The organism is Nonomuraea sp. NPDC047897, assembly GCF_043204415.1.
GTDB lineage: Bacteria > Actinomycetota > Actinomycetes > Streptosporangiales > Streptosporangiaceae > Nonomuraea.
This window is the reverse complement of the sequence record NZ_JBIDCC010000011.1, coordinates 1-19,908: the sequence shown is the minus strand read 5'-3', so window position 1 is coordinate 19,908 and position 19,908 is coordinate 1. Positions and strand designations below refer to the sequence as shown.

Sequence of the window (19,908 nt, the reverse complement as noted above, 5' to 3'; positions counted from 1 at the left end):
GCCCGTGATCGGATGTCCTGCGGATACTGTGCGGTCCGGGTGCCGAAGACAAGGAGACGAGCTGTGATCGCGTTGCCGGTGTCACGTAACGCCAGAACGGCGATACCCTGGGTGACGACCGCCGCCCGGCTGGTCCTGGGTGGGGTGCTGATCGTGGCCGGTGGGCTGAAGGTCACCAAACCGTGGGACTCGGTCGTGGCGGTCAAGGCGTACCGGTTGCTGCCCGACGACATCGCCACGGCGGTGGGCTACGTCCTGCCGATGCTGGAGATCGTGGTCGGCGTGCTGCTGGTGGTCGGCCTGCTGACCAGGGTGGCCGGGGTCGTCGCGACGCTGCTCATGTTCGCGTTCGTCTTCGGCATCGCCTGGGCGTGGGCCAACGGGCTGCGGATCGACTGCGGCTGCTTCGGTGGCGGCGGCGAGCTGGCGGCCGGGCGGGAGCCGACCTACCTGCTCGACATCGTGCGCGACTTCGGCCTCGTGCTGCTGGGCGTCTGGGCGGTGCGGTTCCCGCCGGGGCGCTTCGCGCTCGACTCGGCCCTCGGCCTGTCCGGCGCCGCCGTACGACACGACGAGCACGAGGAGGAGAGAGTCTCATGAGCAAGGGCGAGCGCCAGAAGACGGCCCGCGAGCGGATCAAGGAGCAGCAGGCCGCCGACCGGACGCGGGAGAAGCGCAAGCGCATCGTCACCTACGTCACCGCCGGCGTGGTGGCGGTGGCGGCCGTCGGCGCCGGCTGGCTGTGGTCGTTCAGCCAGTCCCAGTCGGAGGAGGCGGCCGCGCCGCTGGCCCCGATCACCGTGGACGCCAACGGGTCCGTGGTGATGGCCCAGCCGGGCGTCACCAAGCCCGTCATCGACATCTACGAAGACTTCCAGTGCCCGGCGTGCAAGCAGCTGGAGGAGGTCAGCGGCCAGACGTTCAAGAACCTCGCCGCCGAGGGCAAGGCCAAGGTCGTCTTCCACCCGATCACGATCTTCAGCCAGGAGCCCACCCGCGGCAACTCCGTCCGCGCCGGCGCCGCCGCCCGCTGCGTGGCCGACGGCAAGCAGTGGATGGCCTTCCACGACCTGCTGTTCGCCAACCAGCCGAGCGAGGCCGGCGAGGGCTTCAAGATCGACGAGTTGCTGTCCTGGGGCAAGGAGGCGGGGGTGACCTCGCCCGAGTTCGAGAGCTGCGTCCGGGACCAGAAGAACGCCAACGCGCAGATCTCCTACAGTGACAAGACCGGCAAGGAGGCGAAGATCGAGGGCACGCCCACCGTCAAGCTCGACGGCATCGTCATGGACAGCCAGGTCATCTTCACGCCGCAGGAGTTGCGCGAACAGGTCACGAAGGCGGCCAAGTAGCCCCGCGTCCGCTACCCTCACCTGACATGCCCCTTGCCTCGATTCCCAGCCCCTCCGAGGGGGTCTGGTATCTCGGGTTCATCCCGATCCGGGCCTACGCCCTGTGCATCGTTCTCGGTGTCGTCGTCGCCGTCTGGCTGAGCGAGCGCCGCTGGCGCGCCCGAGGCGGCCAGAGCGGCACGATCATCGACATCGCGGTCCCCGCGGTGATCTTCGGGTTGATCGGCGGCCGCCTCTACCACGTCATCACCGACTGGCAGACCTACTTCGGCGACCGTGCGATCAAGGAGCCCTACCAGGCGCTGTTCATCTGGGAGGGCGGGCTCGGCATCTGGGGGGCCGTCGCCCTGGGCGGCGTGGGCGTGTGGATCGCCTGCCGCCGCCGCGGCCTGTCGCTGAGCGCCGTGGCCGACACGGTCGCGCCCGGCATCGCCTTCGCGCAGGCCATCGGCCGCTGGGGCAACTGGTTCAACCAGGAGCTGTACGGCGGCCCCACCACGCTCCCGTGGGGGCTGGAGATCGACATTCGGCACGGCGGCGAGCCGGGCGTGCTCTACCACCCGACGTTCCTGTACGAGTCGATCTGGAACGTCGCGCTCGGCTTCACGCTGCTCCTGGTCGGCAAGCGGTTCTCGCTGCGGCACGGCCGATTGTTCGCCCTCTACGTCGCCGGCTACACACTCGGCCGGTTCTGGATCGAGGGGCTGCGCATCGACCCGGTCGGCGGCGTCGACCACGCGGTGACGTTCCTGGGGCTGCGGATCAACCAGTGGACGTCGATCGTCGTGTTCGCCGGCGCGCTGGTCTACCTGTGGGCGACCCGCGACAAGGACACCGCGGAGATCGTGGTCCCCGCCTCGGCGCGGGGGGACGGCGGGGCCGCGGCGGCCGATCCGGCCCACCCCGCCGACCAGGCCGACGAGGACGAGCTGAACCGGCCGGCGGGCTCGCCCGGCGCCGACAATCCCGACGACCCCGGCGGCGACAAGACCGGTGACCCCGGCGGCGCCGCGGGCACCGATCACCCCGAGGGCGCGGACAGCCTGGACGACGTGGGACGCGACCAGGCCGCCGACGCGAAGGACGCCGCGACGGTGGCGTCCGACGGGCTCGCCGCGCGGGAGGAGAAGAACGCGCGATGAACGAGCGCGCGGAGCAGCACCACCGGCACCGTGACGTCACCGGCGGCTGGCTGCGGCCGTCGGTGTTCGGCGCGATGGACGGTCTGGTGTCCAACTTCGCGCTCATCGCCGGCGTCGCCGGAGGCACCTCCGAGACCAAGGTCATCCTGCTCGCCGGCGGCGCCGGGCTGGCGGCGGGCGCGTTCTCCATGGCCGGCGGCGAGTACGTCTCCGTGGCCAGCCAGCGCGAGCTGGCCCTGGCCGAGATCGCCGTCGAACGACGCGAGCTGGAGCGCCACCCCGAAGCCGAGCAGGCCGAGCTGGCCCAGGCCCTCGTCGACCAGGGGGTCGACCCCGGCACCGCCGCCGAGGTGGCCGCCCAGATCTCCCGCAACCCCGAACGCGCGCTGAGCGTGCACGCCCGCAACGAGCTCGGGGTCGATCCCGCCGACCTGCCCTCGCCCCGGGTGGCGGCCGTGTCGTCGTTCCTGTCGTTCGGGGTGGGGGCGATCCTGCCGCTCGTGTCCTACCTGTTCGGCGTGGCCGAGCTGTGGGTGTCGGCCGTGGTGTCCTGCGTCGCGCTGCTCGGCGCCGGCGCGCTGGTCTCGACGGTGACGGCACGTAGCTGGTGGTACTCCGGCCTGCGCCAGCTCCTCGTCGGCGCGCTGGCAGCCACGCTCACGTTCGCGCTCGGCAACCTGATTGGGGCGTCCGGGCTGTGACCGAAGGCGGACAGACCCCCACCCGGACGGCCACCCGCAGACGCCGCCGCCCGCCGCCCTCCGACTGGCAGTTCCCCCTGCTCACCGACTGGGGGCTCAGGCCGGACCAGCAGCGCCTCATCGTCATCATCGCCTCCGTCCTCGGCGTCATCGCCGGAGCCTGCGGCTTGGCCGCCGTCATCCTCTCGGTCGGCGGCGGCTACGTCTCCGAACGCCCGGCCGGCGCCGCCACGGGCGCGGGCACCGGCGGCCTGCCCTCCTCCTACCAGGGGTGGGCCGCGTCCAAGCTGTTCGACCCGATCGCCGACCGGGCCAAGGACGCCGGACCGCTCACCGAGAAGGAGGTCTTCGCGAGCAAGACGCTGGCCGCTGGGAAGACGTTCCGGCTGAAGCTCGTGGCCAAGCAGCTCGACGCCGACTGCGCGGCGGCCCTGTGGGGCGAGGACCTGCTGGAGCTGGCCGCCGACGCCGAGTGCAGCCAGGCCGCCCGGGGCCTGTACACCACGGCCGACGGCCGCTACGTCGGCCAGTACACCCTGCTCAACCTGCGTGACGGCCAGGCCGCCGCCCAACTGGTCGAGCGACTGAAGACCGGCTACCGGGGCGGCTGGGTCCGCCCGCTGGCCACCGGGGGTGCCGCCTTCCCGGCCGACGGCCACACCGAGGCGGCCGGTTACGCGCTCGGCCACTACGTCGGGCTCGTCTGGTACGGCAGGGCCGACGGCGCCGAGCCGACCTCCCGCGACGACCTCGTCACCCTGGCGATCACTTTGCGAGGCGCCGAGAAGGCCGTCTACCGGCGCGTCGTCACGATCACGGGGCCCGCGTCGTGACGGCGCGCACCCTCGCCGCGGCGATCATGGGGACGGGAGTCCTGATGGCACGCCGTCTCGCTGTCGCGACCATGGGACGGGTGTCCTGATGGCGCGCCGTCTCGTCGTCCCGCTGGCGGTCGTGGCCGGGCTCGCGGTGCTGGCCGCCGGGGCCTGGCTGTGGTTCGGCCGCGCCGAGCCCCGGCCCGCCGCCTTCACCGGCGAGCCCACCTCCGCCCTGTACGCGCTGATCGACTCCCGGCAGGCCGACGCGGCGCCGCTCCGGCTGGACGAGGTGTTCCCGCCCGACGGCCGGACGCTCGGCACGCTCACCCGGGCCTCGGCCGAGCAGTTCGACGACTGCGACGAGGTCCTGTGGGGCGTCACCGCGACGGGCTGCACCCAGGCGCTGCGCGCCACGTACACGAGCGCGTCGGGAGACGCGGGCCAGTTCGTCATCGTCAACCTTCCCGACGGGCGGGCGGCCGACGCGCTGGTGGCCGCCCTGGCCAAGGACGGTTTCGTCCGGCAGGGGGTCCCGTTCGAGGCCGCCCGCAGCCGGGCGGTGGCCCGGGCGCTCGGCCACTACGTCACGATCTCCTGGGCGGGCGCCACCGGCCCCGGCGCCGACCCGGTCAAGACCCTCGTCGCCCTCGACGGCCTCGGCCGCGTCGTGCAGTCCCGCGTCCTGGCGGCCACCTGAGCCACCCGGCGTCCCCCGCACCCCGCGCGGGTGTTCGGCTCCACCCGGATCCACGTCGAGGGGGCCCGGCCTCACCTGAGGCGGCCGTGCATCAGCTCCAGGAGCGTCGCGTGGGTCTGCTCCAGGGGCCGGGAGGGGTGCAGCGCCCGGCGTTCGATGGCGACGGTCAGCACCATGCCGAACAGGGCCGTGGCCGCCGTCTCCACGTCCAGGCCGGGCCTGATGTCGCCGGCCGCCACGGCGTCGCGCAGCACGCGGGCGTAGACGCCCAGGGCGTGCTCGCGCAGTTGGGCCACCGCCTCCTGCCAGGCGGTGCGCCACATCTCGGCCAGCAGCACCCGGGCGAGCGGTCCGTGCTCGTCGAAGAAGCGCAACTGGCCGAGCACCACGTTGTCGAGCCGGGCGAGCGGGCTGTCGCCGGTGGCGGCCTGCGACAGCGCCTCGGCCAGCCGGGCGACCGAGTGCTCCAGCAGCGCGGCGAACAGCGCCTCCTTGCTGCCGAAGTTGTAGAACACGGTGCCCTTGGCCACCCCGGCCCGTTCGGCGATGGCTTCGACGGTGGTGGCGGCGTAGCCCTGCTCGGCCATGAGGTCGATCGCGGCGGCGAACACCCTGGCTCTGGTGTCCGGCCGGCTCACAGCGCCAGCTCCGGGTGCAGCCGCCTGACGGACCAGGTGCGGCCGCGGTTCACGGCGAGCGTGGTGAGCGCGAGCCCGGCGACGAGGAACGTGATCAGCACCCCGCAAGCCTGCCACACCACGGTGGGGTCGCCGCCGCTGATCAGCCGGCGCAGCGCCGAGACGACCCAGCTCATCGGCAGCCACGGTGAGATGGTCTGGAAGAAGCCGGGGGAGGTCTCGATCGGGTAGGTGCCGGCGGCGGAGGTGAGCTGCAGCATGAGCAGCGCCAGCGCCACGACCCGCCCGGGCGGGCCAAGCAGCGCGTTGACCGCCTGCACCACCGCGAGGAACGCCGCCACCGTCAGCAGCAGCAGCCCGGCGACGCCCGCCCAGTGCGCCGCCCGCATGCCGAGGCCGAACCTCAGCACCGCGACCAGCACGACGACCTGCGCCACGCCGAGCGCCACGGCGGGCAGCCAGCCGGACAGCGCGATCCGCACCGCTCCCGCGGTGCCCGCCAGGCGGCGCGGGTTGAGCGGCCTGAGCACCATGTACGCGATCATCGCGCCGACCCACAGCGCCAGAGGCAGGAAGAACGGGGCGAAGCCGGTGCCGTAGTCGGGCACCTCGTTGTCCACCTGCTTGGCCAGGCGCACCGGGTCGCTCATCATGCCGGCGCGGGCCTCGCGCTCGCGCCGGTCGTAGTCGGGGATCTGCTCGGCGCCGTCGCCGAGGCCGTCGGCGAGGTTCTTGGAGCCCTCAGCCAGCCGGGTGAGGCCCCTGTCGACCTTGCCGGCGCCGTCCTGCAGCCGGTCGACGCCGGACACGAGCCGGTCGGCGCCGTCGCCCAGCTCGGTCAGGCCGCCGCCGAGCCGGGTGAGGCCGCCGGTGACCCGGGCGGAGCCGTCGCGCAGCTTGGTGGCGCCCTGGTGCAGCTTCCTGGCTCCCTGCCCTGCCTGGCCGAGTTTGGCATCAACGGTGGCGGCGCCGTCGGCGAGCTTGGCCAGGCCGGCGTCCAGCGCGTTCACCTGCCGCCGCACCCCGTCCAGCCGGGGTCCCAGCTCGGGGGCCACGGCGGAGACCTTGCGGGCGGCGACGGCCAGCTCGCGGGCGGCCGCGCCCAGCTCGGGCGCCTGCGGGTCGTCGATGCGTGCGGCCTGTTCGGCGACCCTGTCCGCGGCCTCCGCGACCCGGGGCCCCCACTCGTCCAGCACGGGGACGTAGGTGTCGGCGATCCGGTCGATGTCACCGGTCCTGGCGTGCACCTGGTCGGCGGCCTGCCGGGCGCCCCTGCGCAGCTCGGCCGTGCCGTCGCGGCGCAGCTTGGCCAGGCCGCCGCTCAGCTCGCCGATGCCCTTCGTGGCCCGGGTGAGGCCGTCGGTGACCTGGGCGGAGCCGTCGCGCAGCCGGGTGACGGCGCCGCCCGCGGTGTCCAGGCCGGCCGCCAGCCTGCGGGCGCCCGTCTCGGCGGTGCCGAGGCCGGTGGCGAGCCTGGCGACGCCGTCTCCGGCCCGGACCGTGCCGTCGTGCAGTTCGTCGGCCCCGTCGGCGGCCTGGGAGGTCTGGTCGTGGATGTCGCCGATGGAGACGAAGACCCGGTCGAAGTAGTCGTGGATGACCGTGCGCTCGGCCGCCGCCCGTACCTCGTTGAACACGGCGTCGGAGATGCTGCCGACGATGTAGCTGCGGCCGGTGTCCACCCGCAGCCCGAGGTGGGCGGGAGCGGGTGTGGCCCGGTCGTCGGCGGGCGCGGCCAGGCGGGCGCTGAAGTCGGCGGGAATGGTCAGGGCCAGGTAGTAGCTGCCGTCGCGCACACCGTCGGCGGCCTGCCGCGCGGTCGCCTCGTGCCAGCCGAAGACGCGGCGTTCGCGCAGCTCGGCGGCCAGGTCGTGGCCCGCGCGCAGGGTGTGGCCGGACACGGTGGCCGGCCGGTCCTCCATGACGAGCGCGACGGGCACCCGGTCGAGGTTGCCCTGCGGGTCCCAGAACGACCACAGGTACAGTCCCGCGTACAGCAGCGGCAGCACCACGACGGCGGCCAGCGCCAGCCGGGTCAGCCGGGATCGCAGCATTCCCCGCATCACAGCTCCACCATCTGGTCGTAGCGGGCCGGCGGGAGCACGCAGGAGGCCACCACGGTCCTGCCCAGCCCGCCCAGGAGGGTCCACAGGGCCCGCTGCCGGTCCGGTGGCAGGCCCAGGTCCACGTTGTCGGCGACGATCACCGCGGGGTCGTCGAGCAGCGCCATCGCCACGCCGAGTCGTACCTGCCGTTCCCGGTCCAGCTCGCGGACGAGGGTCGCCTCGCCGGTGTCCAGCCCGGCCCGTTTCAGCGCCGCGCCGTAGGGGCCGCGTCGCCGCTCGCGCAGATGCTCGCGGACCGTGAGTGACCGGTCGAGGTCGGTCACCCCGTCGAGCAGGGCCAGCGCGGCGACCCTGCGGATGGCGCGCGGCCGGGTGTGGCCGTGCACGCGCAGCGTGCCCCGGTCCGGCCGCATCCGGCCGGCCAGGGTGAGCAGCAGGCTCGTCCGCCCGCTGCCGGCCGGCCCGGCGACCACGGTGAGCGTGCCGGGCCCGGCGGTGAACGAGACACCGGCGAACACCCCCTCGACCGACAGGTCCCTGGCGACGATCACGACGGCCTCCCTCTCTTTGAACTGACCGGTCAGTGCAAAAGATAGCGTACGCGCCAGGAGGTCGAAAAAGGTGGGACGGGGCGGGAATGGCGGGCGTGATCCCGCTGTTCGGAACGGGGGAGTCCGCATGTCAAGACGCAGTGAATGTTCGCAATACGGACAGAGCGGGCACCACTCCATGTGGGTGCGGTAATCTCTACGCACAACATGCAGCAGGGCCAACGTCGTCCCCGCCTGTTGAGCAGTTCTGGACAGACGAAGACGACGGGAGGGATTCAATGCCTGCTGCCCACCTCGGGTTCCCCGAGCCCCAGGGCCTCTACCACCCCGCCAACGAGCACGATGCCTGCGGTGTCGCCATGGTCGCCGACGTCGCGGGCCGCCGCGGGCACGGGATCGTGGTGAAGGCGCTGACGGCGCTGCTCAACCTGGACCACCGGGGGGCCAAGGGTAGCGAGCCGGACACCGGTGACGGAGCCGGCATCCTCACGCAGCTCCCCGACGCCTTCCTGCGCGCCGACGTGCCCTTCGACCTGCCCGACGCCGGGCAGTACGCCGCCGGCCTCGCCTACCTGCCGGCCGACGAGCAGGAGCGCGCGGTCGCCGTGCGGCGCATCGAGGAGATCGCCGCGGAGGAGGGCCTGACCGTGCTCGGCTGGCGCGAGGTGCCGGTCGACCGCGAGCTGCCCGGCCCCAGCGCCCGGGCCACCATGCCGCACTTCGCCCAGCTCTTCGTCGCCGGCCCGGACACCGGCGCCGGCGCCGTGGCCGGGCTGGAGCTCGACCGGCTGGCGTTCTGCCTGCGCAAGCGGGCCGAGCACGAGGCGAAGGTCTACTTCCCCTCGCTCAGCTCGCGCACCATCGTCTACAAGGGCATGCTCACCCCCGAGCAGGTCGAGCCGTTCTTCCCCGACCTGTCCGACGAGCGTTACGAGACCGCGATCGCGCTGGTGCACTCGCGCTTCTCCACCAACACCTTCCCGAGCTGGCCGCTCGCCCACCCCTACCGCTACGTCGCGCACAACGGCGAGATCAACACGGTCAAGGGCAACCGCAACTGGATGCGGGCCCGCGAGGCGATGCTCGCCTCCGACCTCATCCCCGGCGACCTCGGCCGGCTGTTCCCCATCTGCGACCCCGACGGCAGCGACACCGCCTCCTTCGACGAGGTCCTCGAACTGCTGCACCTCGGCGGCCGCAGCCTGCCGCACGCGGTGCTCATGATGATCCCCGAGGCGTGGGAGAACCACACCGAGATGGACCCGGCCCGCCGGGCCTTCTACGAGTTCCACTCCTCGATGATGGAGGCCTGGGACGGCCCCGCCTCGATCACCTTCACCGACGGCACCCTCGCCGGCGCCGTGCTCGACCGCAACGGCCTGCGCCCCGGCCGGTTCTGGGTGACCGCCGACGGTCTGGTCGTCCTCGCCTCCGAGGCCGGTGTGCTCGACTTCGCCCCCGGCGACGTGGTCCGCAAGGGCCGCCTGCAGCCCGGCCGGATGTTCCTCATCGACACCGCCCGCGGCAAGATCATCGAGGATGACGAGATCAAGGCCGAGCTGGCCGCCGAGCTGCCGTACGCCGACTGGCTGCACGCCGGCCTGGTCCGCTTCGAGGAGCTGCCCGCCCGCCAGCGCGAGATCCCCACGCACGAGGCGCTCGTCAAGCGGCAGCAGACCTTCGGCTACACCGAGGAAGAGCTGCGGATCATCCTGTCGCCGATGGCGAGGACCGGCATCGAGCCGATCGGCTCCATGGGCACCGACACGCCCGTGGCCGTGCTCAGCGAGAAGCCCCGGCTGCTGTTCGACTACTTCTCGCAGCTGTTCGCGCAGGTCACCAACCCGCCCCTGGACGCCATCCGCGAGGAGCTGGTCACCTCCCTCGCCAGCGTGCTCGGCCCCGAAGGCAACCTGCTCGACCCCGGCCCCTCCTCCTGCCGGCAGCTCGTCCTGCCGTACCCGGTGATCGACAACGACGAGCTCGCGAAGATCATCCACATCAACGACGAGCACGACCTGCCCGGCTTCCACCCGCACGTGATCTCCGGCCTGTACCAGGTGTCGGGCGGCGGCGAGGCGCTGCTGCACCGCCTGGAGGAGATCCGCGCCGAGGTGTCCGAGGCCATCGCCGGCGGCGCGCGCGTCATCGTGCTGTCCGACCGGGGCTCCTCGGAGGAGCTGGCGCCGATCCCGTCGCTGCTGCTCACCGGCGCGGTGCACCACCACCTCATCAAGGAGAAGACCCGCACCAAGATCGGTCTGGTCATCGAGACGGGCGAGGCCCGCGAGTGCCACCACATGGCGCTGCTCATCGGCTACGGCGCCGGCGCGGTCAACCCCTACCTCGCCATCGAGACCGTCGAGGACCTGGTCGACACCGGCGTCCTGCAGGTCGACAAGCACAAGGCCGTACGCAACCTGATCAAGGCGTACGGCAAGGGCGTCATCAAGGTCATGTCCAAGATGGGCGTCTCCACGGTCGCCTCCTACACCGGCGCGCAGATCTTCGAGGCGCTGGGCCTGAGCCAGGAGGTCATCGACACCTGCTTCACCGGCACCACCTCGCGCCTGGGCGGCGTCGGCTTCGACGTGCTGGCCCGCGAGACCGCCGAGCGGCACCGCCACGCCTACCCGCGGGTGCCCAACGCGCACCGCAGGCTCCAGGTCGGCGGCGAGTACCAGTGGCGGCGCGAGGGCGAGCCGCACCTGTTCAACCCCGAGACCGTCTTCAAGCTCCAGCACGCCACGCGCAGCCGCCGCTACGAGATCTTCAAGGAGTACACCGGCATGGTGGACTCCCAGGCGGAGCGGCTGATGACGCTGCGCGGCCTGTTCAAGCTCAGGAGCGACCGCGCCCCGGTGCCGATCGAGGAGGTCGAGCCGGTCTCCGAGATCGTCAAGCGCTTCTCCACCGGCGCCATGTCGTACGGCTCGATCTCGATGGAGGCGCACGAGACGCTCGCCATCGCGATGAACCGGCTCGGCGGCAAGTCCAACACCGGCGAGGGCGGCGAGGACCCCGAGCGCCTCTACGACCCGGCCCGGCGCAGCTCCATCAAGCAGGTGGCCTCCGGCCGCTTCGGCGTCACCAGCGAATACCTGGTCAACGCCGACGACCTGCAGATCAAGATGGCGCAGGGCGCCAAGCCCGGCGAGGGCGGCCAGCTACCCGGCCACAAGGTGTACCCGTGGATCGCCAAGACCCGGCACTCCACGCCCGGCGTCGGCCTCATCTCGCCGCCGCCGCACCACGACATCTACTCGATCGAGGACCTGGCCCAGCTCATCCACGACCTGAAGAACTCCAACCCGCGGGCGCGCGTGCACGTCAAGCTCGTCGCCGAGGTCGGGGTCGGCACGGTCGCGGCCGGCGTGTCCAAGGCCCACGCCGACGTGGTGCTCATCTCCGGTCACGACGGCGGCACCGGCGCCTCCCCGCTGACCAGCCTCAAGCACGCCGGCGCCCCCTGGGAGCTCGGCCTGGCCGAGACCCAGCAGACGCTGCTGCTCAACGGCCTGCGCGACCGCATCGTGGTGCAGGTCGACGGCCAGCTCAAGACCGGCCGCGACGTGATCATCGCCGCGCTGCTCGGCGCCGAGGAGTTCGGCTTCGCCACCGCTCCGCTGGTCGTCTCCGGCTGCGTCATGATGCGGGTCTGCCACCTCGACACCTGCCCCGTGGGCGTCGCCACGCAGAACCCCGAGCTGCGCAAGCGCTTCAGCGGCAAGCCGGAGTTCGTGGTCAACTTCTTCGAGTTCGTCGCCGAGGAGATCCGCGAGTACCTCGCCCAGCTCGGCTTCCGCTCGCTGGACGAGGCGATCGGGCACGTCGAACTGCTCGACACCACCGCCGCCGAGGACCACTGGAAGGCGAGCGGGCTCGACCTGACGCCGATCCTGCACCAGCCGGAGCTGCCCGAGGGCACGCCGCTGCGCCGCGTCGGCGAGCAGGACCACGGCCTGCGGCACGCCCTCGACAACACGCTCATCCAGCTCGCCGAGGGCGCGCTCAAGGACGGCACCCCGGTCACCCTGGAACTGCCGATCCGCAACGTCAACCGCACGGTCGGCACCATGCTCGGCCACGAGGTGACCAAGCGTCACGGCGGCGCCGGGCTGCCCGACAACACGATCGACATCTCGTTCACCGGCTCGGCCGGCAACTCGTTCGGCGCGTTCATCCCGCGCGGCCTCACCCTGCGGCTGACCGGCGACGCCAACGACTACCTCGGCAAGGGCCTGTCGGGCGGCCGCATCACCGTCCGGCCGCACGAGGAGGCGCCGCTCGACGGCCACATCATCGCCGGCAACGTCGCCCTGTACGGCGCGACCTCCGGCGAGGTGTTCGTCCGCGGCGTGGTCGGCGAGCGGTTCTGCGTGCGCAACTCCGGCGCCACCGCGGTCGTCGAGGGCGTCGGCGACCACGGCTGCGAGTACATGACGGGCGGCCGGGTCGTCGTGCTCGGCCCGACCGGGCGCAACTTCGCGGCCGGCATGTCCGGCGGCGTCGCCTACCTGCTCGACCTGCGTGCCGAGCGGGTCAACCGGGAGATGGTGGCGATCGAGGAGCTGACCGAGCAGGACGCCGAGTTCCTGCGCGAGACGGTCGAGAAGCACTTCGCCGAGACCGGCTCCCCGGCGGCGAAGGAGCTGCTGGCCGACTGGCAGGGCTCGCTGGCCAGGTTCGGCAAGATCATGCCGACCGACTACAAGCGGGTCCTGGAGGCGGCCGAGGCCGCCCGCATCGAGGGCCGCGACATCGACGAGGCGGTCATGGCCGCCGCGGTTCAGGGCTAAGGGAGGCGTAACCGATGGCTGACCCCAAGGGTTTTCTCACTCACGACCGGGAGCTGCCGGCGCGCCGCCCGGTGGACGTCCGCATCGGCGACTGGCGCGAGGTCTACGAGGACTTCTCCGCCGAGAAGCTGACCAAGCAGGCGGCCCGCTGCATGGACTGCGGCATCCCGTTCTGCCACAACGGCTGCCCGCTCGGCAACCTCATCCCCGAGTGGAACGACCTGGTCTTCCGCACCGACTGGCGTGAGGCGATCGAGCGGCTGCACGCCACCAACAACTTCCCGGAGTTCACCGGCAGGCTCTGCCCGGCTCCGTGTGAGGCGGCGTGCGTGCTCGGCATCAACGCCGACCCGGTGGCGATCAAGCGGGTGGAGGTCGAGATCATCGACCGGGCGTTCGCCGAGGGCTGGGTCACCCCGCAGCCGCCGGCCCGCAAGACGGGCAAGCGGGTCGCGGTGGTCGGCTCCGGCCCCGCCGGGCTGGCCGCCGCCCAGCAGCTCACCCGCGCCGGGCACGACGTCGTCGTGTTCGAGCGGGCCGACCGCGTCGGCGGGCTGCTGCGCTACGGCATCCCCGAGTTCAAGATGGAGAAGCGGCACATCGACCGCCGGCTGGCCCAGATGCGGGCCGAGGGCACCGAGTTCCGCACCGGCGTGAACGTCGGCGTCGACATCACCGCCGCCCAGTTGCGCGAGCAGTTCGACGCTGTCGTGCTGTCCGGCGGAGCCACCGAGTGGCGCGACCTGCCGGTCCCCGGCCGCGAGCTGACCGGCGTGGTCCAGGCGATGGAGTACCTTCCGCTGGCCAACAAGGTTCAGGAGGGCGACCTGGCCCAGTCGCCCATCTCGGCCGAGGGCAAGCACGTCGTCGTGATCGGCGGCGGCGACACCGGCGCCGACTGCATCGGCACCGCGATCCGGCAGGGCGCCGCGTCCGTCACCCAACTGGAGATCATGCCGCGCCCGCCCGCGTCGCGGCCCGGCAACCAGCCGTGGCCGACGTTCCCCATCCTGTTCAAGATGGAGAGCGCCCACGAGGAGCTGGCGGACGGCGGCGGCGACCGGGTCTACGCCGTCTCGACGACGGAGTTCGTCGGCGACGGGGCCGGCAACGTCCGGGCGCTGCGCCTGGTGGAGGTCGAGGGGCCGCAGCACGGCTTCAAGCCCGTCCCCGGCACCGAGCGGGAGATCCCGGCCGACCTGGTCACCCTGTCGATGGGCTTCGTCGGCCCGGAGAAGGGCGCCCTGCTGCGGGACCTGGCCGAGGACGGCGGCGACGGCTTCTACGACGCCCGCGGCAACGTCGCACGCGACAAGACGTACATGTCGAAGGTGGACGGCGTCTTCGTGGCGGGCGACATGGGCCGCGGCCAGTCGCTCATCGTGTGGGCGATCGCCGAGGGGCGGGCGGCGGCCTCCGGCGTCGACCGCTACCTGACGGGGGAGACGGCGCTGCCGTACCCCATCCTGCCCACGGCGCGGCCGCTCGTCTGACGCGAGCCCGACGCGCTGAGCGCCCGCCCGGACCTGGTCCGGGCGGGCGCTCGGCGCATCCGCCGACCGCCGAGGCTTGTTAAGCTATCGCTTGCTTGGTTCGATGGACCCGTGACAGAACATCCGGTCAACGAGGCCATCGACCTGGTGAGCGGGACCTTCTGGGGCCGCAACCCGCAGGAGGAGCTGCGGTGGATGCGCGAGAACGCCCCCGTCTACTGGGACGGCCGCGTGTGGGGCGTGGCCGCGCACCGCGACGTCCGCCACGTCTCCCTGCACCCCCGCACGTTCTCCAGCGCGCGCGGCATCCGGCCGGACGCCGCCGCCCTGCCCATGATGATCGACATGGACGACCCCGCGCACCTGCTCCGGCGCAGGCTCGTCAGCCGGGGGTTCACGCCGCGCCGGGTGGCCGCGCAGGGCGAGCGCATCCGCCGGCTGTGCGACCGGATCCTCGACCGGATCTGCGAGCGCGGCGAGTGCGACTTCGTGTGGGACATCGCCGCGCCGCTCCCCCTCATCGTCATCGGCGACGCCCTCGGCGTCGCGCCCGAGGACCGGGAGGCGCTGATGCGCTGGTCCGACGACATGCTGCGCGGCCTCGTCGGCCAGTCCGACAGCGACCTGCTGGTCCGGGCCGCCGAGGCGTTCGAGCAGTACGAGGCCTACGCCGGCCGCGTCATCGCCGACCGGCGCGCGTGCCCCCGCGACGACCTCATCAGCACCCTCGTGCACGCCGAGGTCGCCGGGGACCGCCTCGACCACGCCTCCCTGGTCTACGAGTCGCTGCTCATCCTCATCGGCGGCGACGAGACCACCCGCCACGTCCTGTCCGGCGGCGCGTACCAGCTCTTCACCCATCCCGCCCAGCGCCGCGCGCTCATCGAGGACCCGGCCGGCATCCCGGCGGCGGTCGAGGAGATGCTCCGCTGGGTCTCGCCCATCAAGAACATGGCCCGCACCGTCGCCGCCGACACCGTGCTCGGCGGGCAGCGGCTGCGCGAGGGCGAGCAGGTGCTGCTGCTCTACCCGTCCGCCAACCGCGACGAAACCGTCTTCGCCGACCCGCACCGCTTCGACGTGACCCGCGCCCCCAACGACCACCTCGCCTTCGGCTTCGGCAGCCACTTCTGCCTCGGCAACAGCCTGGCCCGGCTGGAACTGCGCACCATGGTGGAGCGGCTGCTGGCGCGCCTGCCCGACATGGAGCCCGTGGACGGCCGCGAGCCCCCCTGCCGGGCGGCCAACTTCGTCTCCGGGTACGAGTCGCTGCCGGTGCGCTTCACTCCGGCGCCTCCGGCCGGCGAGTAGCCGGTCGGCCGTACGGGCATGAAGTTGCATCATCGGTGGAGTGCCGGGAAGATGCAGAATCTGCGCATACGCGGCGGATGGGGGAAGAATGCGGCGAGTTGCGGCCTGCCTGGCCGCCCTGACCACTGCAGCCGCGCTGGCCGGATGCGGGCTCACCGCCTCCCCCGCCCCGTCTGCCGCCGCGACCGCCACCGGCGAGTACCTCGTCTTCTACGCCGACGGCGGGCGCGGTGAAGCCCTGGCCGCCATCGAGCGCGCCGGTGGCCGCACGGTCGCCACCGACTCCAAGCTCGGTTACGCGCTGGCCAAGGGTGCGGGCGACGCCTTCGTGGACGCCCTCGGTTCGTCCCCGGCCGTCGTCGGCGTCTCCACGGACCGGCGGATCGGCTTCGCCTCCGCCCGCTCCGCCGACCCCGGTGGCGCGGGCACCGGCGGCGCGGGCAACGGTGGCGCGGGCAACGGTGGCGCGGGCAACGGCGGTGCGGCGCAGCCCGCGGCGAGGGCGGCGGCGCATCCCGACGCGACGGCGCTCGCCTCCGAGCAGGCGGGCGACGAGCCGCTCGCGGGCCGCCAGTGGGACATGCGCATGATCGGCGCCGACCGGGCCCGAGCGAAGGCGCCCGGGACCCGCAAGGTGCTCGTCGGCGTCATCGACACCGGCATCGACGGCAAGCACCCCGACATCGCCCCCAACTTCAACCGCGAGCTGAGCCGCAACTTCGTCACCGACCGGCCCAAGGACCCCGACGGAGACACGCTCGACGGCACGTGCGAGGTCAGCGGCTGCAAGGACCCCGTCGACCGGGATGACGACGGCCACGGCACCCACGTGGCCGGCACCATCGCCTCGCCCGTCAACGGCGTCGGCATCGCGGGCGTCGCCCCCGGAGTCCAGCTCGTCAACATCAGGGCCGGGCAGGACTCCGGATACTTCTTCCTCAAGCCCAGCCTCGACGCCCTCACCTACGCGGCCGACATCGGCGTGGACGTGGTGAACATGAGCTACTACGTCGACCCGTGGCTGTTCAACTGCGCGGACAACCCGGCCGACAGCAAGAAGCAGCGGCTTGAGCAGCGCGCCGTCATCACCGGCATGCAGCGGGCACTCGACTACGCGCGCAAGAAGGGCGTCACGCTCGTGTCCGCGCTCGGCAACGGCGCCACCGACCTCGGCCGGCCCACGGTCGACCGCCACAGCCCCGGCTACCCGCGCGGCGGGGAGAAGGTTCGCAAGGTGGACAACTCCTGCCTGAACGTCCCCGCCGAGTCCAAGGGCGTCATCTCCGTCTCCGCCGTCGGCCCGTCCGGCCGCAAGGCCCTCTACAGCGACTACGGCGTCGAGCAGACCGACGTGGCGGCGCCCGGGGGCGACCTGCTCGACGGTAAGGGCGCCTCCGCCACCCGCGCCATCCTGGCCCCCGCACCGCAGGACGTGCTGCGCCGCAGCGGCAAGCTCGACGGGTCGGGCACGCCCAAGACGGCCGACGTGGTCCGTGACTGCCGTGACGGCGCCTGCTCCTACTACCAGTACCTGGAGGGCACCTCCATGGCCGCCCCGCACGCCACCGGAGTCGCCGCCATCCTGATCAGCAGGTTCGGCAAGCCCGGCAAGGGCGGCGTCACGCTCGACCCCGCCACCGTCGAACGCCTCCTCTACCGCACCGCCACGCCCACGGCCTGCCCCCAGCCCCGCACGTACGCCTACAAGATCTACGGCGATACCGAGCGGCACGTGTGCGCGGGCGGCAGGACGAAGAACGGCTTCTACGGCCACGGCGTCGTCGACGCGTGGAAGGCCGCCACCGTCGCACGATGATGTGCCCTGGCAGGCCTTCCCGTCGTAGGCTGGGCAGTGCTGTCCGTCTGCCGTCCGTCGTCACCGGCATCGAACGCCCGCCGGCCGCGGACGGCGGCCACGCGTGCTGTTCTCCGTCGCCGGTGACGCCAAGTGGTCTGTACCAATTAAGGTAGGACTCGTGACTCGTCGCGCGAAAATAGTCTGCACTCTCGGCCCCGCCACGTCCTCGCCCGAACGCCTGCGGGAGCTCATCTCCGCCGGCATGGACGTGGCCCGGTTCAACCTCAGCCATGGCGACCATGACCTGCACCAGGAGGTCTACCACCGGGTCAGGGAGGTGGCGGCCGACCTCGGCCGCGGTGTAGGCGTGCTCGCCGACCTGCAGGGCCCCAAGATCCGCGTCGGCCGGTTCGAGGAGGGCCCGGTGCGGCTCGGCTTCGGCGACGTCTTCACGGTCACCACCGAGGACGTGCCCGGCGACCGCGACCAGGTCTCCACCACCTACAAGGGCCTGCCCGGTGACGTCCGCCCCGGCGACACCATCCTGGTCGACGACGGCCGCCTGGTGCTGGAGGTCACCCGCGTCGACGGCCAGCGCGTCACCACCCGCGTCGTCATCGGCGGCATGATCTCCGACAACAAGGGCCTCAACCTGCCCGGTGTCAACGTCAGCGCCCCCGCGCTCACCGACAAGGACGAGGCCGACCTGCGCTGGGCGCTGCGCACCGGCTTCGACATGATCGCCCTGTCGTTCGTGCGCCGCCCGTCCGACGCCGACGTGGTCCGCAACATCATGGAGCAGGAGGCCGTCCGCCTCCCACTGCTCGCCAAGATCGAGAAGCCGCAGGCGGTCGAGCGGCTCCCCGAGATCGTCGAGGCGTTCGACGGCATCATGGTCGCCCGTGGCGACCTCGGCGTCGAGCTGCCGCTGGAGCAGGTGCCGATCGTGCAGCGGCGCATCATCGAGCTGTGCCGTGAGAAGGCCCGCCCGGTCATCGTCGCCACCCAGATGCTCGACTCGATGATGAGCGCCCCCCGCCCCACTCGGGCCGAGGCCTCCGACGTCGCCTACGCCGTCATGGACGGCGCCGACGCGGTCATGCTGTCCGGCGAGACCTCGGTGGGCAGCTACCCGATCGAGGCCGTCTCCACGATGGACCGCATCGCCTGCGCGGCCGAGAAGTCCTCGCTGCAGGCCACCCACACCCTGGAGCGCATGCCGGAGACCACGGGCGGCGCCATCGCCCGAGCCGCCGCCGAGGTGGGCGCCATCGTCGGCGCCAAGGCGCTGGTGGCGTTCACCATGTCCGGCGAGACGGCCCGCCGCCTGGCCCGCTACCGCTCACCCATCCCGCTGCTGGCCTTCACCTCCGCCCCGCACGTGCGCGGGCAGCTCTCGCTGACGTGGGGGGTGGAGACGTTCCAGGTGCCGTTCGTGCACCACACCGACGACATGGTGCGCCAGGTGGAGGCATCGCTGCTGTCCCTCGGCCGCCTGGAGAAGGGCGACAAGGTGGTCATCGTGGCGGGCTCCCCTCCCGGCACCCCCGGCTCCACCAACGCCCTGCGCGTCCACACGATCGGCTCCGCCGTCTCCCACGGCAGCTGACCGCCCGCCTCCTGACCGCCCGCCCCCCCGACTGCCGCCCGGCCGCGCCTGCGGCCGGGCGAGCGAGGGCTGCGGGCCCATCATGACCGTGCCGGTCCCGTCGCAGCCCTGAAGCGCCCTGGGGCGGCGAAGCGCGTGCTTCGACACCGGCCAGGCGACGGCGGGCGGCCACGGCCATCCCCGGCGACGACCGGCGACGACACCGCACCGACCGCCACATCGACCGCCGCCGCCGCCGACCGCCACATCGACCGCCGCCGCCGCCGCCGCCGCCGACCGCCACATCGACCGCCGCCGCCGCCGACCGCCGCACCGACCGCCGCCGCACCGACCGCCGCCTGCGGCCCGGCGGGTCCGCGACCGCCCGCGTCGACACGCCGACGCCGGCCCCGCTGATCGCACCCCCTCCCGGACCACGTACCGTCTCCAGGTCGTACGCCACGGGCCGGACCGCTGCTCGCCCGCCGCGGTACCGAGACGGCGCGCCCGCCGGTGACCCTCCTTTCCGCGCCCGTGAACAGCCGCGCACCCTTCCCCGCAAGAGCTGCTCATGCCGCTGCTGAGCTGGCCTGATATCGGGTCGGCTATGAGGGCGTGAGTCATATCAGTCTTGGACACCCTCTCGGCGGGTGTGCTGTCATGGCCGCCATGCCCGGCCACGCCGACCTGTCCGGCAGGCAAGGAACCACGCTGCTTGCCCTCACTTCCCTCAACCGGAGGACCTGTGCGACCGTCCCGGCGCTCACACACCCGCCCCGCCCGTGAGAGCACCCGTCCCGCCCGTGAGAGCACCCGGCCGGGTCCACGCCGGTTCCTGCCGAGTTGGAAGCTCGTCATGGCTGGTGTCGTGGTGTTCGCGGCGGGCATCTTCGGCATGATCGCCGTGGCCTACGCGAACATGCCGGTGCCCACGCAGGACCAGACCCAGGACTCGGT

At 72.6% G+C, this 19,908-nt stretch carries 14 protein-coding genes; 11 read left to right on the top strand and 3 right to left on the bottom strand.

Features of this window, described 5'->3' with window-relative positions; genetic code table 11:
* Positions 1–63: 63 nt before the first annotated feature.
* The 6 genes from ACGF0J_RS24225 to ACGF0J_RS24200 all read left to right on the top strand — a co-directional run bounded on the left by ACGF0J_RS24225 (position 64) and on the right by ACGF0J_RS24200 (position 4,707).
* Positions 64–600 (top strand): MauE/DoxX family redox-associated membrane protein, encoded by a 537-nt coding sequence (locus ACGF0J_RS24225; RefSeq protein ID WP_393149244.1) that lies wholly within the window; start codon positions 64–66, stop codon positions 598–600.
* Entirely contained in the window at positions 597–1,349 is a 753-nt protein-coding gene (locus ACGF0J_RS24220; protein ID WP_393149243.1) for a DsbA family protein, read from the top strand. The genes ACGF0J_RS24225 and ACGF0J_RS24220 overlap by 4 nt, the downstream gene beginning before the upstream one ends.
* Before the next feature lie 26 nt (positions 1,350–1,375).
* Positions 1,376–2,491, top strand: a complete 1,116-nt coding sequence (gene lgt / locus ACGF0J_RS24215) for a prolipoprotein diacylglyceryl transferase (RefSeq protein ID WP_393149242.1) — start codon at positions 1,376–1,378, stop codon at positions 2,489–2,491.
* On the top strand, positions 2,488–3,192 hold the full coding sequence (locus ACGF0J_RS24210) for a VIT1/CCC1 transporter family protein (protein WP_393149241.1): 705 nt from the start codon (positions 2,488–2,490) through the stop codon (positions 3,190–3,192). The genes lgt and ACGF0J_RS24210 overlap by 4 nt, the downstream gene beginning before the upstream one ends.
* A complete protein-coding gene (locus ACGF0J_RS24205) occupies positions 3,189–4,025 on the top strand; it encodes a hypothetical protein (protein ID WP_393149240.1) in 837 nt (278 codons plus the stop codon). The genes ACGF0J_RS24210 and ACGF0J_RS24205 overlap by 4 nt, the downstream gene beginning before the upstream one ends.
* Positions 4,026–4,113: 88 nt before the next feature.
* Positions 4,114–4,707, top strand: coding sequence for a hypothetical protein (locus tag ACGF0J_RS24200; RefSeq protein WP_393149239.1), 594 nt, complete (start codon positions 4,114–4,116; stop codon positions 4,705–4,707).
* Between the two features lie 71 nt (positions 4,708–4,778).
* Here ACGF0J_RS24200 and ACGF0J_RS24195 read toward each other — a convergent pair whose 3' ends face one another.
* Genes ACGF0J_RS24195 through ACGF0J_RS24185 form a run of 3 tightly spaced genes read right to left on the bottom strand, consistent with a single transcriptional unit; the run spans position 4,779 to position 7,962 of the window.
* A complete protein-coding gene (locus tag ACGF0J_RS24195) occupies positions 4,779–5,345 on the bottom strand; it encodes a TetR/AcrR family transcriptional regulator (protein WP_393149238.1) in 567 nt (188 codons plus the stop codon).
* Positions 5,342–7,408 carry a YhgE/Pip family protein gene (locus tag ACGF0J_RS24190; protein WP_393149237.1) on the bottom strand — a complete coding sequence of 689 codons (2,067 nt, stop codon included), beginning with the start codon at positions 7,406–7,408 and terminating at the stop codon, positions 5,342–5,344. The genes ACGF0J_RS24195 and ACGF0J_RS24190 overlap by 4 nt, the downstream gene beginning before the upstream one ends.
* Entirely contained in the window at positions 7,408–7,962 is a 555-nt protein-coding gene (locus ACGF0J_RS24185) for an ATP-binding cassette domain-containing protein (protein ID WP_393149236.1), read from the bottom strand. The genes ACGF0J_RS24190 and ACGF0J_RS24185 overlap by 1 nt, the downstream gene beginning before the upstream one ends.
* A 278-nt stretch (positions 7,963–8,240) precedes the next feature.
* Here ACGF0J_RS24185 and gltB point away from each other — a divergent pair, with 278 nt between their 5' ends.
* The 5 genes from gltB to pyk all read left to right on the top strand — a co-directional run bounded on the left by gltB (position 8,241) and on the right by pyk (position 18,972).
* The gene (gltB, locus tag ACGF0J_RS24180) at positions 8,241–12,761 is read left to right on the top strand and encodes a glutamate synthase large subunit (RefSeq protein WP_393149235.1); all 4,521 of its coding nucleotides are present in this window, start codon (positions 8,241–8,243) and stop codon (positions 12,759–12,761) included.
* A gap of 14 nt (positions 12,762–12,775) precedes the next feature.
* Positions 12,776–14,254 carry a glutamate synthase subunit beta gene (locus ACGF0J_RS24175; protein WP_393149234.1) on the top strand — a complete coding sequence of 493 codons (1,479 nt, stop codon included), beginning with the start codon at positions 12,776–12,778 and terminating at the stop codon, positions 14,252–14,254.
* A 111-nt stretch (positions 14,255–14,365) separates the two neighbouring features.
* On the top strand, positions 14,366–15,565 hold the full coding sequence (locus tag ACGF0J_RS24170) for a cytochrome P450 (RefSeq protein ID WP_393149233.1): 1,200 nt from the start codon (positions 14,366–14,368) through the stop codon (positions 15,563–15,565).
* 88 nt (positions 15,566–15,653) lie between these two features.
* Positions 15,654–17,381 carry a S8 family serine peptidase gene (locus tag ACGF0J_RS24165; RefSeq protein WP_393149232.1) on the top strand — a complete coding sequence of 576 codons (1,728 nt, stop codon included), beginning with the start codon at positions 15,654–15,656 and terminating at the stop codon, positions 17,379–17,381.
* 160 nt (positions 17,382–17,541) lie between these two features.
* Positions 17,542–18,972 (top strand): pyruvate kinase, encoded by a 1,431-nt coding sequence (gene pyk / locus ACGF0J_RS24160; RefSeq protein WP_393149231.1) that lies wholly within the window; start codon positions 17,542–17,544, stop codon positions 18,970–18,972.
* Positions 18,973–19,908: the final 936 nt, after the last annotated feature.